The 15,308-nt window shown below is 60.4% G+C and carries 13 protein-coding genes; 8 read left to right on the top strand and 5 right to left on the bottom strand.

All coding sequences use genetic code 11. The annotated features are described in order from the left end of the window. Positions 1–96: 96 nt before the first annotated feature. The 5 genes from JZX88_RS13365 to JZX88_RS13345 form a co-directional block, all read right to left on the bottom strand. Positions 97–1,899, bottom strand: a complete 1,803-nt coding sequence (locus JZX88_RS13365; RefSeq protein ID WP_142857972.1) for an NAD(P)/FAD-dependent oxidoreductase — start codon at positions 1,897–1,899, stop codon at positions 97–99. A gap of 113 nt (positions 1,900–2,012) precedes the next feature. Beyond that, a complete protein-coding gene (locus JZX88_RS13360) occupies positions 2,013–3,086 on the bottom strand; it encodes a 2,3-butanediol dehydrogenase (RefSeq protein ID WP_206913863.1) in 1,074 nt (357 codons plus the stop codon). Positions 3,087–3,242: 156 nt separating this feature from the next. Then, positions 3,243–5,126, bottom strand: coding sequence for a sigma-54-dependent Fis family transcriptional regulator (locus JZX88_RS13355; protein WP_206913862.1), 1,884 nt, complete (start codon positions 5,124–5,126; stop codon positions 3,243–3,245). A gap of 164 nt (positions 5,127–5,290) precedes the next feature. Further along, positions 5,291–5,617 (bottom strand): tetratricopeptide repeat protein, encoded by a 327-nt coding sequence (locus tag JZX88_RS13350; RefSeq protein WP_206913861.1) that lies wholly within the window; start codon positions 5,615–5,617, stop codon positions 5,291–5,293. Between the two features lie 117 nt (positions 5,618–5,734). Then, entirely contained in the window at positions 5,735–6,814 is a 1,080-nt protein-coding gene (locus JZX88_RS13345; protein ID WP_206913860.1) for a LacI family DNA-binding transcriptional regulator, read from the bottom strand. 237 nt (positions 6,815–7,051) lie between these two features. Between JZX88_RS13345 and JZX88_RS13340 the strand changes: the two genes are divergently transcribed. The 8 genes from JZX88_RS13340 to JZX88_RS13305 all read left to right on the top strand — a co-directional run bounded on the left by JZX88_RS13340 (position 7,052) and on the right by JZX88_RS13305 (position 15,261). Continuing rightward, positions 7,052–8,029, top strand: coding sequence for a substrate-binding domain-containing protein (locus tag JZX88_RS13340; protein WP_046801275.1), 978 nt, complete (start codon positions 7,052–7,054; stop codon positions 8,027–8,029). A gap of 118 nt (positions 8,030–8,147) precedes the next feature. Then, a complete protein-coding gene (locus tag JZX88_RS13335; RefSeq protein ID WP_206913859.1) occupies positions 8,148–9,638 on the top strand; it encodes a sugar ABC transporter ATP-binding protein in 1,491 nt (496 codons plus the stop codon). Beyond that, positions 9,631–10,647 carry an ABC transporter permease gene (locus JZX88_RS13330; RefSeq protein WP_142842016.1) on the top strand — a complete coding sequence of 339 codons (1,017 nt, stop codon included), beginning with the start codon at positions 9,631–9,633 and terminating at the stop codon, positions 10,645–10,647. Before JZX88_RS13335 ends, JZX88_RS13330 begins: the two co-directional genes overlap by 8 nt. Next, positions 10,644–11,639, top strand: a complete 996-nt coding sequence (locus JZX88_RS13325; protein WP_046801277.1) for an ABC transporter permease — start codon at positions 10,644–10,646, stop codon at positions 11,637–11,639. Before JZX88_RS13330 ends, JZX88_RS13325 begins: the two co-directional genes overlap by 4 nt. Before the next feature lies 1 nt (position 11,640). Next, positions 11,641–12,489 carry a TIM barrel protein gene (locus JZX88_RS13320; RefSeq protein WP_206913858.1) on the top strand — a complete coding sequence of 283 codons (849 nt, stop codon included), beginning with the start codon at positions 11,641–11,643 and terminating at the stop codon, positions 12,487–12,489. Between the two features lie 29 nt (positions 12,490–12,518). Further along, positions 12,519–13,190: a nucleoside triphosphate hydrolase gene (locus JZX88_RS13315; RefSeq protein WP_206913857.1), complete on the top strand. Its 672-nt coding sequence runs from the start codon at positions 12,519–12,521 to the stop codon at positions 13,188–13,190. A 22-nt stretch (positions 13,191–13,212) separates the two neighbouring features. Further along, positions 13,213–14,082, top strand: coding sequence for a sugar phosphate isomerase/epimerase family protein (locus tag JZX88_RS13310; RefSeq protein WP_206913856.1), 870 nt, complete (start codon positions 13,213–13,215; stop codon positions 14,080–14,082). A gap of 183 nt (positions 14,083–14,265) precedes the next feature. After that, positions 14,266–15,261, top strand: a complete 996-nt coding sequence (locus tag JZX88_RS13305; RefSeq protein WP_206913855.1) for a hypothetical protein — start codon at positions 14,266–14,268, stop codon at positions 15,259–15,261. Positions 15,262–15,308: the final 47 nt, after the last annotated feature.

Raw genomic sequence — 15,308 nt, 5'->3', positions numbered from 1 at the left:
GAGGCTGGAAATGATGGGCCATGCGCGGCAGCGGCGATAAAATCGCCGCTGCCGCCTGATATGGACGACTTCGCCCCAAAGGTCCTGTGGGTGGAATCAGGACAGGTGATGTGGTGTTTGAAGACCGTATACGGGGGTTTTCAGGCCGGCTTGCCTCGCCTTCAGCTGAAGTGAGAGATATTGCGAGTAATGCCGGGACTGGTGCAGGTTACCGCCGTGGAACCACAGGGCTTCCTGTTGTGTCGGCTTCCACATGTTGCGCTGTTCGCCTTCCCATGGTCCTGGGTCCTTGGTTGTGTTGGAACCAAGACCCCAGCATTTGCCGACCTTGTCCGCCACCTCGCGCGAAATCAGATCGGCCGCCCAGCCGTTCATCGAACCGTAACCGGTTGCATAGACCACCAGATCGGCCGGCAGTTCCGTGCCGTCTTTCAGGACCACGGCATTTTCGGTGAGGTGGGAGACGTCGACGCCGGATTTCAGCTTGATCGAACCGTCGATCACGAGGTCACAGGCGCCGACATCGATGTAATAACCCGATCCACGGCGCAGATATTTCATGAAGAGCCCGGAATCGTCATCGCCGAAATCGAGCATGAAACCGGCTTTCTCCAGTGCCGCATAAAAATCGGCGTCCTGTTCGCGGATACGGTCGTAAACCGGAACCTGGAATTCGTGCATGATCCTGTAGGGCAGGGAGGCGAAGATAAGGTCGGCCTTGCGTGTCGTCATGCCACTTGCGACCGCCCGTTCGGAATAGAGATCGCCGAGGCCAATGTCCATCAGCGAGTCCGATTTCACGATATGGGTGGATGAGCGTTGCAGCATGGTGACGTCAGCGCCCGCCTCCCAGAGTGCGGCGCATATATCATGGGCGGAGTTGTTGGAGCCGATCACCACCACCTTCTTGCCGGCATAGGCGTCCGGACCCGGGTGCTGCGAAGAATGCTGCTGGTCGCCCTTGAAGACATCCTGCCCGGGGAATTTCGGCACATTGGCCTTGCCGGACATGCCGGTCGCCAGCACCAGCTGTTTCGGCCGCAATACGACCTCCTTGCCCGCACGATCAACCACGACGGTCCATTCGCCCGTCGCCTCGTCATATTGCGCGGATTTGCAGGTGGTGGAGCCCCAGTAGTTCAGCTCCATCACCCTCGTATACATTTCCAGCCAGTCGCCCACCTTGTCCTTCGGCGTGAAGACGGGCCAGTTTTCCGGGAAGGGAATATAGGGCAGGTGATCGTACCAGACCGGATCATGCAGGCAGAGCGACTTGTAGCGCTTGCGCCAGCTGTCGCCCGGCCTTTCGTTCTTCTCGATGATGATCGTCGGTACACCCAGCTGGCGGAGGCGCGCGCCAAGGGCGATGCCGCCCTGTCCGCCGCCGATGATGACGACATAGGGCTGCTCCGAATAACCGAGTTCAGCGGCCTCGCTCTCGCGTTTTTCCTTCCAGGTCCGGCGGTTGCGGTCGTGGCCGTGTTCCGCGCCCATCGGGCGGCGAATGCCCTTCGGTTCTTCGTGGCCCTTCAGTTCGCTCATGGTGGTGAGCAAGGTCCAGATCAGGCCGTCCTTGAGGCGGATGTGGCCATAACCGCGGGCGAGCGCCGTTTCAAACTCGAACCAGCCTTCCGTGACGCCGTTTCCTTCCGAGGCCTGCTCCTTCACATCCTGTGCGAAACCCGAGGGTTTGATCGCGGAAAGCTGGCTTGCGAGCATGTCGCGGACCTGCTCCCGGCCTTCCAGCGTCTTCAGGTTCCAGGTAAACGTCACCAGATCGCGCCAATAGCAATCGGCCTGAAACAGGTTGACGGCGGAGTCTATGTCGCCGCTTTCGAGCGCCTTGCCGAGTTTGGAAAGAACCGTGTCGATTTTTGTCGCGGGGCTGACATCAAGCATATTCATCTCCTCCATGGTGCTTGGTCTGGATCGTGAAGCGGCGACATCGCCGCTTCGAGACTTGCGGGCCTGCACAGGCCGGGCTCCTCTTCCCGGCACGCGCAGGCCGAAGCCTATTTCGAAAGGTCGATCAGGATTTTCAGATGCGTGCCGGCGGGGTCGAGAAGGGCGTCGAAGCCCTCCGTAACCGCCGTATCGAGCGTGATGCGCCTGGTGACGATCTTCGTCGCCGGTAGCAGGCCGGATGCGATAAGGCGGATGACCCTTGGCCAATAGTGGGTGGGATAGGCCCAGGAACCCTTTATCTCCAGGTCGCGGAATGTCACCTGAAACCAGTCGACCGGGTTTTCGTGGGGATGCAGCCCGGTCTGAACCACGACGCCCTGCTTGCGCACCGCATCGACGCAAGCCTTGAGCGCATGTTCATTCCCCACACATTCGATGGCCACATCGCAGCCGACATGTCCTTCCGTCGCCGAGCGGACGACATCGCCGACAGTGTCGCGTTTGGGGTTGATCGTGATCACATCGGGAATGACGCTGCGGGCAAGTTCAAGACGCGCATCGTTGAGATCGGAGACGAAAAGCTGCGCAGCCCCGGCCGCACGGGCCGCCAGCAGGGTCAGCATGCCGATCGGGCCAGCGCCCGTCACCAGCACGCTGTTGCCGGCGGTAACACCGCCGCGGTCGCAGGCATAAACGGCGACGGCTGACGGCTCGACCAGCGCCGCTTCTTCATCCGTCATGCTGTCGGGAATCTTCTGGACATTGTATTCGTTCACGAGCGCCGCCTGCGCCATACCGCCGCCATCCCAGCTGAGGCCGACCAGCGCAAGTTGCGTGCTGAGATGGAAAAGGCCACGATCGGCGAAATAGTCGCCGGATCGCGGCATCACGAGCGGCTGGATTGATACGCGATCCCCCACCTTTACCGAGGTCACGCCTTCGCCGACGGCTTCAACGATGCCGCCGAACTCGTGGCCCAGCACCTGCGGGCCATGAGCGCCGGTGAAAGGGTGCGGCTCGGTGGGTATGAAGATCGGGCCATAGCTGTATTCGTGCAGATCCGTTCCGCAGATGCCGACGAAGCGGTTGCGGACCAGAACCTGTCCCGGTCCCGGCTGCTTCGGTTCGGGAATGTCTTCGATCCGCAAATCCTTGGCTGCGTGAAATCTGAGCGCGCGCATGTTTCCTCCTCGATGGCTGTCGATGCCAGAAAAGGAGCAATGCCCGTGCCAGAAGGGCCTTTACGCCGGAACCCCGAAATCGCGGGCTTTTACGGAAACACCTGTTTCCCGTTCCGCCACAGCTGTGGCGCTACAGCTGTGGCATGTGCCTCACATTCAGTGAGGTTTTCCCATCCCCAGGCGCCGCATGCGGCGATGCAGGGTTGTGCGATCGATACCGAGCCGCCGGGCCGCCTCGGATACATTGCCGTTGCAGGTGGCCAGCAGTGCGTGAAGATCGGTACCGCGGCTGTCGATCATGGGCATTGAGGAGGCGGGGACAAGCTGTTCGGGAAGATCTTCCACCGTAATCAGCCCGTTGTCGCAAAGGGCTGCGGCAAAGGCGATCGCATTGTCCAGCTCGCGTATATTGCCCGGCCAGCGGTGATGACGGATTATCACGTGGGCAGCGTCGGAAAGCGTGAGCGGGCGACCGGGCATTCCGTGTTTTTCAAGTATCCTGTCGAGAATCCACGGAAAATCATCGCGCTCGCCGAGCGCCGGCAGCGTCAGGACTGCCGCGTTTAGCCGGTAATAGAGATCTTCACGGAACGCGCCGGCCAGCACCATGTCGCCAAGAGGACGATGGGAGGCGGAAATAACCCTGAAGTCCACCTTCTGCGGCGTGGAGCCACCGACGGGAAGAATCTCGCCTTCCGCCAGAACGCGCAACAGCCGGCTTTGCGCGGCAAAGGGCATGTCGCCGATTTCGTCGAGAAAAAGTGTTCCGCCCTGCGCTTCTTCCACCAGCCCCTTGCGGCCTTTCGCCAGAGCGCCCGTGAAGGCACCCGGCAGATATCCGAACAATTCGCTTTCGATGAGCTGTTCGGGAATGGCGGCGCAGTTGACCGCGACGAAGCGGCCGGAAACGCCGCTGGCGTCATGAATGATGCGGGCCAAATGTTCCTTGCCGGTTCCGGTCTGTCCCTGCAGCAGGATCGGCAATTTCGCCGGTGCGAGTTTCTCCACCTTCCGCCTGAGGCTTCGAATTGCCGGCCCGTCGCCTCCGATCCGCTCCGTCACCGGCAGGGATTTGCCCCGTGCAAGCGGTACGCCCGACCGCCGGTGCTGCGGTTCGATTGCGTGGGCATAAAGCACCGTTCCGTCGCGCACCATGATGCGTCTGTCCTGCGGAAGGCTTGACCGTGTGAGGGAGGCAAGTTCATCGAAGTCCGCCTCGAAAAACGCCTCCACCCGCTGCCCGAGAAGACGCTCCGGCATTCGCCAGTCAAGCCCGCGAGATGCGGCAAGAAGGCGGGCGGCGCCGTGCGTCATGCCGGTGATCCGGCCGGAACCATCCACCGCCAGCGCCGCTTCAGGATCGACATCCAGAAATTCCGGTGCGCCGGCAAACCGCAGCACCAGATCGTGGCGGCTGCTGGCCATCAGGTTGGCCAGCTCGATCCTGCGGACGGTGGAAGAGACTAGATGGCGCGCCATGTTCTGGCTTGTCTTGAGGATCGGCGAACTGAGCAGCGAAATGTCGAGCACTGCCGTCAGTGCACCCTGCGTATCGTAAATGGGTGCCGCGGTGCAGGAGAGTGGCGTGTGCGTCACATCGAAATGGTCGGTCTGGTGGATGGTCAGCGCTTCGCCGGTGGCGATGCAGGCGCCGACGGCGCAGGTGCCGGCCCGTGGTTCCGACCATTCCGAGCCGAGATATAGCCCGGCCTTGCGCAGATTATTGTTGAATGACGGGTCGCCCAGGAATTCGACCGTGACACCCTGACGGTCGGAAAGCAGCAGAACGTAATTCTGCTCGGCCACCTGCCGGTAAAGCCGCTCCAGACCAGAGCGGGCAATGTGCACGAGGTCTTCGGCCTGCTGGCGATGCTCACGCAGGCATGTCGCGGAAACGATGACCGCCTCACGGGCCTTGGCAGGATCGAGTTGGTAGGTTTCCAGACAGCGCCGCCAGGATTCAAGGACGACGGCATCCCGGCCGGTATTTCGGCCTTGCCCAACGTTTTCGATTTCCCTGACGTGATCCGAAAAGCCCATAAACCACCGGCCCTCAACGACCGCCTCCCGTGATTTTCCCGCGATCATAGCCAGTTTTATGGAAACTGGCCAATCTTCCGGCTACCGGGCGGCGAAGAGGTCGCACGGAAGGATTTATGCCTGCCGGAAGGTGCGTCATTTCTGCGACATGACGGCGTGGCGACCTAGCTGGCATTGTTGAGGCGCCGTGATTGCGCACGCCGAAGCCGGACGTCCATCTGCCGTTTCGCCTGGATGTCTCCTTTTCTCATGGCGACCGCGCTGCCGTCAGTCCACGCGGCAATCGCACCGTCGTCATCTCCGAGATGCATAAGGCATTCGCCAAGTGCCGCCCAGGCGGCCGAGTAGTCGGGGTCCTGATGAACCGCCTCGCGCAGATGCTGCGCCGCATCGTCGAATTGCCGCGCGGCCATCTGGGCCTTTGCCAGTGAAAAGCGCAGGAGAGGGGCATCTTTACCGTCTTCCAGCATCTTCAGGAGCTTTTCGATCATCGTCATTCCATTGCAATGGTGGGCTTCATGCAAATCGATACGACGTCAAGCGCGGTTGAGGTCAAGCGAAGATTGGCGCCTCTGCGGAAGAATCCTCCGCTGATGGAGCGGAGTGTTTCACCTTGCTATGCGGCGTACCGCGACCGGATCCCAGATGTCATCAAGCGGCCCTTCAAGGGCGGTGCGCGGGGGAATGAGCTGCGGTTCGATAATGGTGACTTCGGGCTCTGCGCGGTTCTCTTCCAGCAGTTCGAACCCTTTTTCGAGCATTTGCGCAATATCGGGTTTGATCATGTAAACGGGAAAAGGAAGAAATGACGCGAAGGGGTCGTAGTCAAAACAGCCGACGACGATGTCGCCAAACGCTTCCCCGTCGTGACGCCCCATGAAACGAAGCAGCCCTTCGAAGTTGATCGATGAATTGACGAAGAAACAGCGGGGAAGACGGCCCCTGCGCTCGAAGAAGCGTTCGAAGGCCAGTTCCGTCATGCGCGGCGAATAACCGGTGATCTCGATATCGTCACCACTCTGCACGCCGAAATAATCGGCTTTCGCGGCATGAAAGCCATCAATACGCTCGCGGCTGGCGTGGTCGTCATGACCACCGAACAGGATGACGTCGTCAGGACCGAGCGACCCACCCTTTGCCGCATGGGCAAGGATTGCCGATGTCAGGATTTCCGCGCCGTGCCGGTTGTTGGAAATGACGGACGACGCAAATTTGCCGGGCAGGTCGATATTGACGTGGGGAAGGGCTGCGCGGGCGCAGACCTGGTGAACGCCATCGGGATCGGTGACGCCGGCAATGAACAGGGCATCAATCGAATAGGCGATCAGCGTCTCGACGGTGCGACGTTCCTCCTCGGGGTCGCGCCGCCCGGAAACCACCATCGGCGACAGGCCGCGTTTGCGTGCCTGCCCCTCGAAGGTCTGCGCCATGGATGAAAAGAACCGGTTGTCATAAACCGGCACCAGAAGCCCGACGAGACCGGATTTTGAGCTCCTGAGGCCACGGGCCTGCAGGTTGGTGGTGTAGCGCTGTGCCTTGGCGAGCGAGAGAATCTTGTCTGCGGTTTCCTCCGAAATCCGCCGCTTGCGCCACGATCCATTCAACACCGCGCTCACTGTCGAGGCTGATGCGCCAGACAAGAGCGACAAGTCATAAATGGTGGCTTTCTTGGAACTTATGCCTGTCACTTCGATCTCCCCAGCTGATTCCGATTATTAGAGCACGCATCCCCTTGACGGAAGGGAGCTTCGTGATATGGTTATTGCACCATCGATTGTGCAGTTTGGCAATATCGATTGTGCAGGATGGTTGCTATGGGAGTGGCAAGGGAGAGTCTCGAATAAGCGAGATGAGAGATTTGAAGCGCGGTAGGGAAAAACTGGCTGCGGCGGATTTCGTTTGCCGATTTTTTGAGGAGGAACATCATGAAGAAAATTATTGCTGCGGCGCTCGGCCTGTCGCTTGCGCTGCTCTCATCCGCGGCCTTCGCCGAAGGGCCGAAGGTTGGCGTCGTCGTCAAGATCGGCGGTATTCCGTGGTTCAACGCCATGGAAGCTGGCATCAAGGAACAGAGCAAGAAGCTCGGCGTCGACGGTTTCATGGTTGGTCCGACCAGCGCCGACCCGGCCCTGCAGGTTCGTGCCATCGAGGACCTGATCGCCCAGAAAGTCGATTTCATTGGCGTTGTGCCGAATGATGCGAAGGTGCTGGAACCGGTGCTGAAGAAGGCCCAGGCCGCCGGCATCAAGGTCATCACCCATGAATCGCCCAAACAGCTTGGCGCCGACTGGGATTTCGAACTGGCTTCCGCCAAGGGCTTCGGTGAAGCGCATGGCAAGCTTCTGGCGGAAAAGATGGGCGGCAAGGGTTCTTATGCCGTCTTCGTCGGTTCGCTCACCGTGCCGCTTCACAATGCCTGGGCCGATGCCGCCATCGCCTATATCAAGGCCAATTATCCGGACATGAAGCTCGTCGGCGATCGCTACGGCGTCGCCGAAGATCTCGACAAGAGCCGGTCGACGGCGCTCGATCTGATGTCCGCCAATGCCGACCTGAGCGGTTTCCTCGCCTTCGGTTCGCAGGGACCGATCGGTGCCGGGCGTGCCGTCGAAGAGCGGCGCAAGGATGGCAAGGTCTTCGTCATCGGCCCGTTTTCGCCGGGGCAGGGCGCCAAGCTGATCAAATCGGGGGCGCTGACGGGTGGATTCATGTGGAACCCGAAACAGGCCGGTGAAGTCTTCATCACGCTCGCGGACCGTATCGCCAAGGGCGAAACGCCCAAAGCCGGTGACAATATCGAAGGTCTCGGCACCATCAATCCCGAGGGTAACACCATCGTCGTCGATCAGCTTTTGAAGATCGACAAGGAAAGCATCGACAAGCTCGTTTCCATGGGCCTCTGATCCTCCCCGGAGCCGCAGGCGTCGCGCGAGACGGAATGCTCGCGCGACGCCCATCCCAAGAAATATGCCGAGCGCCACGTCTGCGATATTTTCGCGGCGAAAGGAGAGATACGCCATCATGAGCGCAGAACCGCTCCTGTCCCTCAAGAATGTCAAAGTCACCTTTGGCGGCGTGCGCGCCCTGAAAGGCGTTTCTTTCGAGGTCAATCCCGGTGAAGTGCATTGCCTGGCCGGTGAAAACGGCTGTGGCAAAAGCACGCTGATCAAGGTCATAACAGGCGTTTATACGCCGGAAAATGATGCTGAACTGTATTTCGACGGCAAGCCGATAGCCGCAATGACCCCGACGCTTGCGCAAGCGCTTGGCATTCAGGTGATCTGGCAGGATCTGGCGCTGTTTGATGAAATGTCGGTGGCGGAAAATATCGGCTTTCAGTACGCGGTGAACGGCAGATACGGGCTGGTCGACAAGGGCGCGATCGCAAAAGCGGCCGAGAAGGCTTTGGCCCGGCTCGGCGTCGAGATCGACCTTCACCGTCCGCTGAAGGAACTGCCCATTGCCCAGCGTCAGATCGTGGCGATTGCCCGCGCACTGGTCGGGGAAGCGCGCCTCGTTTTCATGGACGAGCCCACCGCGTCGCTGACGCAATCGGAAACGGACTACCTGATCGACATCGTCCGCAATCTCTCCGCCTCCGGTGTTGCGGTTGTGTTCGTCTCGCACCGGCTGGCGGAAGTGCTTGAGATTTCAGACCGCATCACCGTGCTGCGCGATGGGTCGCTTGTCGGTGTCTTTCCCGTCGAAGGCATGACCCAGTCACGGGTGACCGAACTGATGACCGGCCGCAATTTCGACAGCGCCGTCATAGCTGCCGATCACGATGACAAGCCCGTTGTTCTCTCCGTGCGCGGACTGACGCGCGCCGGTGAGTTTGAAGATGTGTCTTTCGATCTGCGGCAGGGCGAAACGCTGGGGATTACCGGCCTGCTGGGAGCCGGGCGCACCGAACTGGCCTTGACCCTTTTCGGTATGCATCGGCCGCAATCGGGTGAAATCCTGATCGATGGGAAGAAGGTGAATTTCCACTCCAACCGGGATGCGATCCGGGCCGGCGTCGCCTATCTTTCCGAAGACCGGCTGGCGCTTGGTCTCAATCAGCCCCAGTCGATTGCCGACAATCTCGTCATGGCTTCGCTGGACCGTTTGCTGACGGGTGGCCTTATCTCGCCATCGAAAAAGGCGGATGTGGTTTCCCGCTGGATTTCAGCGCTCGGTGTCAAGATCGGCCTGCCGGAAGACCCGATCCGCACGCTTTCGGGCGGAAACCAGCAGCGTGTCGCCATTGCCAAGTGGCTGGCGATCGGGCCGAAAATCCTCATTCTGGATGCGCCGACCGTGGGTGTCGATGTCGGCGCGCGTGCCGGCATCTTCGAAATCGTCCGCAAGCTCGCGGCCGAAGGTCTGTCGATCATCGTCATCTCAGATGAACCGCCGGAAGTCTATTTCAACACGGACAGGATCATTCACATGGTCGAAGGCCGGTTCCACGCCACCCATGATCCGCGACATGTGTCGCTTACCGAACTGGAGTCCGCCATCTATGCGTAGGCTCATCCTCGGACATACGACCGAATTCACGCTGCTTGTGGTCATGGTGCTGCTCTGCACGGGCCTGTCTTTTGCAACCGACCGTTTCCTCACCATCTCCAATGCCTTCGATGTGCTGAATGTCTCGGCGGTCAACATCATCTTTGCGGTCGGCCTGCTTGTCGTGCTGATTTCGGGCGGTATCGACATCTCCTTCGCCGTTGCCGCTTCCGTCGTGCAATATGTCACGGTGCTGGCGCTCAATGCGCTCGGCGGCGGCAACTGGGCCGAAGGTTTCATCATTGCCGGCGCCGTCGGCCTTGGTCTCGGCTTCGTCAACGCCTTTCTGGTCTGGCGGCTCAATATCATTTCCATCGTTGCGACCATTTCCACCTTCAACATCTTCTTCGGCCTGCTGATGTTCTTCACCAAGGGCGTGTCGATCTACGATCTGCCGGAATGGCTTTCGACCCGCGTGGTGTTTTATGAGCGCGAGATGCCGGACGGTTCCTGGGTCGAGCTGACATTGCCGGTCGTGGTCATGATCCTCTGCTGCTTCGCTACCTGGTTCATGATTTCTCGCACCACGGTCGGCCGCAAACTTTATGCTTTCGGTGACAATCCGGAAGGCGCACGCCGCTTCGGCATCAATATCGGCGCCATGCATTATATTTCCTTCGGCTGGCTCGGCCTGATGGCGGGCATTGCCGGGCTCATGCAGGCGCATTACGCGCAGGAGGTCGTGCCCAACGCGCTTTATGGCCGCGAGCTGGATGTTCTTGCTGCCACCGTGCTTGGCGGCGCGCGGCTTGGCGGCGGCAAGGGTTCGGTCATCGGCTGCGTGCTCGGGGTGTTGATGGTGTCCATCACCCAGAACGGCCTCAATCTGATGGGCGTGTCTCCCTTTGCATTCAAGATGATCGTCGGCGCCATCATTCTCATCGCAATCACGCTGTCCTCCACCCGGTTCGACAAGCTGCTGCCGGCAGCCTTGCGGACCTCCGCTAAAAAGGGGAGTGCGCAGCGATGAGCAGCTTCGTTCGGAAATTCAACGCGATTTTCGGTGCCGACATGGCCGGGCCGGTGATTGCATTTGTCGCGGTCATGCTCATCTTCGGGACGCTGGCGGATAATTTCCTGTCGCTCGCCACATTCGGTTCGGTCGCCTTTCAGTTGCCGGAGCTCGGTCTTTTGACACTGGCGATGCTGCTGCCGCTGCTGACCGGCGGTATCAATCTTTCCGTCACCTTTGCCGCCAATCTGTCGGGGCTTGCGGCAGCCTGGGTGCTGCAGGCCCACGGCGGCGTGGACGCACCGCCGAGCGCCTTCCTGCTCGCCTGCCTTGCCGCCCTTGCCACCGGTGGTGCTGCCGGCGCCATGACCGGCGCGGCGATTGCCTATACCCGCGCGCACCCGATCCTCGTCACCCTGTCGATGATGATTTTCCTGCGCGGGCTCGGGGAGTTCCTGACGCGTGGCGGCGATGTATCCGGTTTTCCGGCCTATATGGCGCCGCTCGGTCACGGCACGCTTTTCGGGCTGCCCATTCCGCTGCTGATCTTCATCGCCTGCGTCGGGCTGTGGCATGTGCTCCTGACCCGCACGAAGCTCGGTTTCGGTCTGCTGATGATCGGCTCCAATATCGAGGCGGCGCGTTATTCCGGTCTCAATACCCGCAAGATCCAGGTGCTCGTCTACACGCTCTCGGGTCTCATGTGTGCCGTCGCCGGCATCATCATGCTTGCCCGCTTCAACTCGGTGCGTGTGGGACACGGTGAATCCTACCTGCTGATCACGGTGCTGGCGGCGTTCCTCGGCGGTATCAATCCATTCGGTGGCTTCGGCCGTGTGCTGCCCGTCTTCGTCGCGCTGATCGTGCTGCAGCTCCTGTCGTCCGGGCTCAACCTTCTCGGCGCCAACCAGCATCTGGCAACGGCGCTGTGGGGTGTGCTGATGATTGTCGTCATGGCGGCGCGCGGCCTGTTTTCAGGTTACTTCGCATCTCTCAGAAAGAAGGTATGACGTGCAAGGCTTCGGTGTTCACGCAATGATGTGGTCCCTCAACTGGGATCACGAAAGCGCCAGGCGGGCCATTGCCGGTGCTGCGGATTACGGGCAGGACTTCATCGAGATTCCGCTTGTCGATCTCCCATCCGTCGATACGGCGCATACCCGCGCCCTGCTGGAGAAATACGGTCTGCGGGCTGTCTGCTCGCTGGTTCTGCCGGAGCCCGCCTGGGCCTCCGTCCGCCCGGAAGCAGCCGTCGCGCATCTGAAGGCCGCGCTGGACAAGGCCGCCGAAATGGGGGCGGAAGCGCTGACCGGCGTTACCTATGGCGGCACCAGCGAGCGCACGGGTTTTCCGCCGACGCAGGCCGAATACGACAATCTGACACGCGCGCTATGTCAGGCTGCCGGCCACGCGAAGACGCTTGGCCTGCAATTCGGGATCGAGGCCGTCAACCGCTACGAAAACCATCTGGTCAACTCAGCCGAGCAGGCCGTGGCGCTGGTTGAGCGTATCGGTGCCGACAATATCTTTGTCCATCTCGATACCTTCCACATGAACATGGAAGAGAAGGGCATCGCCAATGGCATCATCGTTGCCCGTAACCATCTGAAATACATGCATATGTCGGAAAGCGACCGCGGCACGCCGGGTTTCGGCAACGTTGACTGGGACGCGGTGTTCGCCGCACTCGCGGCGATTGGCTTCAAGGGTGTGCTGACGCTCGAAAGCTTTGCCGCGATGCCGCAGGAGATGGCGGGTGCGATTTCCACCTGGCGGCCGGTTGCTTCAGGCGCGGACGAGGTCCTCGACAAGGGGCTGGCCTTCCTGCGCGACAAGGCAAGCCAATACCGGATTTTCTGACCGCAATCATTATCGGGGCGAGGAACACCTTGAGCACAATTGACGATAATGCCCGCGAGATTGCGGGCTTGGCCCTCCAGCGTCTGGAAAGGGCAAAGGGCCGACGTGTGATGATCGCGATTGCCGGCGCCCCGGGATCGGGAAAATCGACCATTGCCGAAGGTGTGGTGGATGTGTTGAACGCCGGCGGAGGCGAGCCCGCCGCGCTTTTCCCGATGGATGGTTATCACTATGACGATGCCGTGCTCGAAGAGATGAACCGCCGTCCCTTCAAGGGTGCCATCGATACGTTCGATGCCCACGGATTGCGGCACACGCTCGAGCGCCTCAAGGCCAATGAGGATGATGTCATCGCCGTTCCGGTCTTTGACCGGGCGATTGAAATCGCCCGCGCAGGCGGCCGGCTGATCCCGCAATCCGTCGATATCATCGTCTGTGAAGGCAACTATCTCCTCGCCGGCCAGTCGCCGTGGAACCGCCTCAAGCCGATCTTCGATCTGACGGTTTTCGTCGATGTCGGCGAGGACGATCTGCGTGCGCGGCTGAGAAACCGCTGGCTGGGCTTCGGTCTTGCCGAGGACGAGATCAACCGGAAGGTCGAGGAGAACGATCTTCCGAACGGCCGTTTCATCATCTCGACGAGCACCGAACCCGATCTTCGCATCGGCAATCCGGGAAGCGGGCACATCCTAACCAATTGAAACAAAAATGAAAGAAATCCCCATGAAACACGGCATATATTATTCTTACTGGGAACATGAGTGGAGCGCCAAGTTCGGCCCCTATATCGAAAAGGTCGCCAAACTCGGTTTCGATATCATCGAAGTCGCCGCCCACCATATCAACGAATACAGCGACGCCGAACTCGCCACTATCAAGCAGAGCGCGAAGGATAACGGCATCATCCTCACCGCCGGCATCGGCCCGTCGAAATCAAAGAACCTGTCGGCGGAAGATGCGGCCGTGCGCGCAGCGGGCAAGGCGTTTTTTGAACGGACGCTGACCAATGTCGCCAAGCTCGACATCCGCACCATCGGCGGCGCATTGCATTCCTACTGGCCGATCGATTATTCGCAGCCGGTCGACAAGCCCGGCGATTACGCGCGTGGTGTCGAGGGCATTCACGGCATTGCGGATTTCGCCAATGATCTCGGCATCAACCTGTGCATCGAAGTCCTCAACCGTTTTGAAAACCACGTGCTCAACACGGCGGCCGAAGGCGTCGCCTTCGTCAAGGATGTCGGGAAGAACAATGTGAAGGTCATGCTCGATACCTTCCACATGAACATCGAGGAAGACAGTTTCGGCGAAGCCATCCGCACGGCCGGCCCGCTGCTGGGTCACTTCCACACCGGCGAGAGCAATCGCCGTGTTCCGGGCAAAGGCAGGATGCCCTGGCAGGAAATCGGCCTTGCGCTGCGTGATATCAATTACACCGGTGCCGTCGTCATGGAACCCTTCGTCAAGACCGGCGGCACCATCGGTTCTGATATCAAGGTGTGGCGTGATCTGAGCAATGGCGCCGATATCGCCAGAATGGACGAGGACGCCCGCAACTCCCTGGCATTCTCCCGTTTCGTCCTCGGCGGCTGATGTCCGTCAAGTCGCGCTGACCATGCGGCCGCCATATGGCGCCGCCTGGTCTCGCAGGGATAAGGCATGAGCGCCGGCGGCTGGGAGAGATCGCAATCCGCGAGTTGAAGAAAACACCTCTTATGCGCTAAAGCTCCGGGACACCCCTGGATCGGAAACGATCCGCCCAAGGCCATTATTCGCATGATCCCTGTCGCACTCCCGTCCGTCGAAGCGGTGCTTCTTGTTGCCTTCCTTCTTGCCACGACCCTTGTCTGGGCCGTCTGGACGCTGGGGCTGCTCATTCGATACGCGAGCGGCCGCTGGAAGCGCCCGGTGATCCTGCCCTATGGGCTGGTGACCGCCATCGCGGTTTTCACCCTGTGGCAGATCGCCGGTTTTTGGCTCGAGATGCGGGCCTATGACAGGGAGAGGACGGCAAACTACCGGCCGGAACTGCTTGAACCAACCCGGCTTGGCCAGATCGATATGCCCGAAGGCACGAAACTCGAACTGGCCATTGCCAATAACAGGGATGCCTTCAGCCGCGCGGTGTTTCCGCATCCCGTGCGCGTTGCGGATATCGATGCCGTCGAAATCGCCCGCTATATCGCGATAAAAACCAACGACAACTACGAAACCGTCGGCTTCACCCCCGACAACATGCGGATAACCGGTAATGGCGTAACCACCCAGAGCGGCTGGCGTTGCGACGCGACCCGACCGGTGGAATTCGATCTGCGGGCCGATGGCGGCATATCCGCCTTCAGCAGATGCATTCTTGCCGATGGCAATGTCGTTGATGGCATCACCCTGCCGGAAGGAACGTCCCTGCGCGCTTCCACCGGCAATGTCTATATCGACGGCTTCGTCGATTTCGACAGATGGGTTCTCGATACGCCACGGGACCGGACCGTTCACGTCGACAATTTCGATCTCTCCGATGCGACGATTGCCCTTGATGACGAACGAAAACTCCACGAGATCAAGGGTGCTGTCCTGTCAAAGGAGGCAATGCTCGGAACCCGCCGCCATGCGGCCGGAACCCATGTTCGCTATAATCCCCGGCACCTTCGGAAAGATTATCCGGCGGCTTGGCTGCTCAGCCCGCCTCTGCCCGATGCCGATCCCCGACCGGTATCGCCCGGCAGCCTCGTGCAGGGCAGAGAGGGAGAGGTTCTGGCCACCCTGGCGGATTGAGCCCGCTCCGGCCGAAACACGGTGGGATAATCCGCCCTTGGGCTGCC

The organism is Agrobacterium sp. OT33 (genome assembly GCF_017313365.1).
GTDB classification, from domain to species: Bacteria; Pseudomonadota; Alphaproteobacteria; order Rhizobiales; family Rhizobiaceae; genus Agrobacterium; species Agrobacterium rhizogenes_A.
This window is presented reverse-complemented; position numbering and strand designations above follow the sequence as displayed.

Coding starts and splice junctions, on each gene's coding strand:
- JZX88_RS13355 (WP_206913862.1), bottom strand. CDS start 5,126: ATGGGCTTTTCGGATCACGTCAGGGAAATCGAAAACGTTGGGCAAGGC.
- JZX88_RS13350 (WP_206913861.1), bottom strand. CDS start 5,617: ATGATCGAAAAGCTCCTGAAGATGCTGGAAGACGGTAAAGATGCCCCT.
- JZX88_RS13360 (WP_206913863.1), bottom strand. CDS start 3,086: ATGCGCGCGCTCAGATTTCACGCAGCCAAGGATTTGCGGATCGAAGAC.
- JZX88_RS13305 (WP_206913855.1), top strand. CDS start 14,266: ATGATCCCTGTCGCACTCCCGTCCGTCGAAGCGGTGCTTCTTGTTGCC.
- JZX88_RS13365 (WP_142857972.1), bottom strand. CDS start 1,899: ATGCTTGATGTCAGCCCCGCGACAAAAATCGACACGGTTCTTTCCAAA.
- JZX88_RS13340 (WP_046801275.1), top strand. CDS start 7,052: ATGAAGAAAATTATTGCTGCGGCGCTCGGCCTGTCGCTTGCGCTGCTC.
- JZX88_RS13325 (WP_046801277.1), top strand. CDS start 10,644: ATGAGCAGCTTCGTTCGGAAATTCAACGCGATTTTCGGTGCCGACATG.
- JZX88_RS13330 (WP_142842016.1), top strand. CDS start 9,631: ATGCGTAGGCTCATCCTCGGACATACGACCGAATTCACGCTGCTTGTG.
- JZX88_RS13310 (WP_206913856.1), top strand. CDS start 13,213: ATGAAACACGGCATATATTATTCTTACTGGGAACATGAGTGGAGCGCC.
- JZX88_RS13335 (WP_206913859.1), top strand. CDS start 8,148: ATGAGCGCAGAACCGCTCCTGTCCCTCAAGAATGTCAAAGTCACCTTT.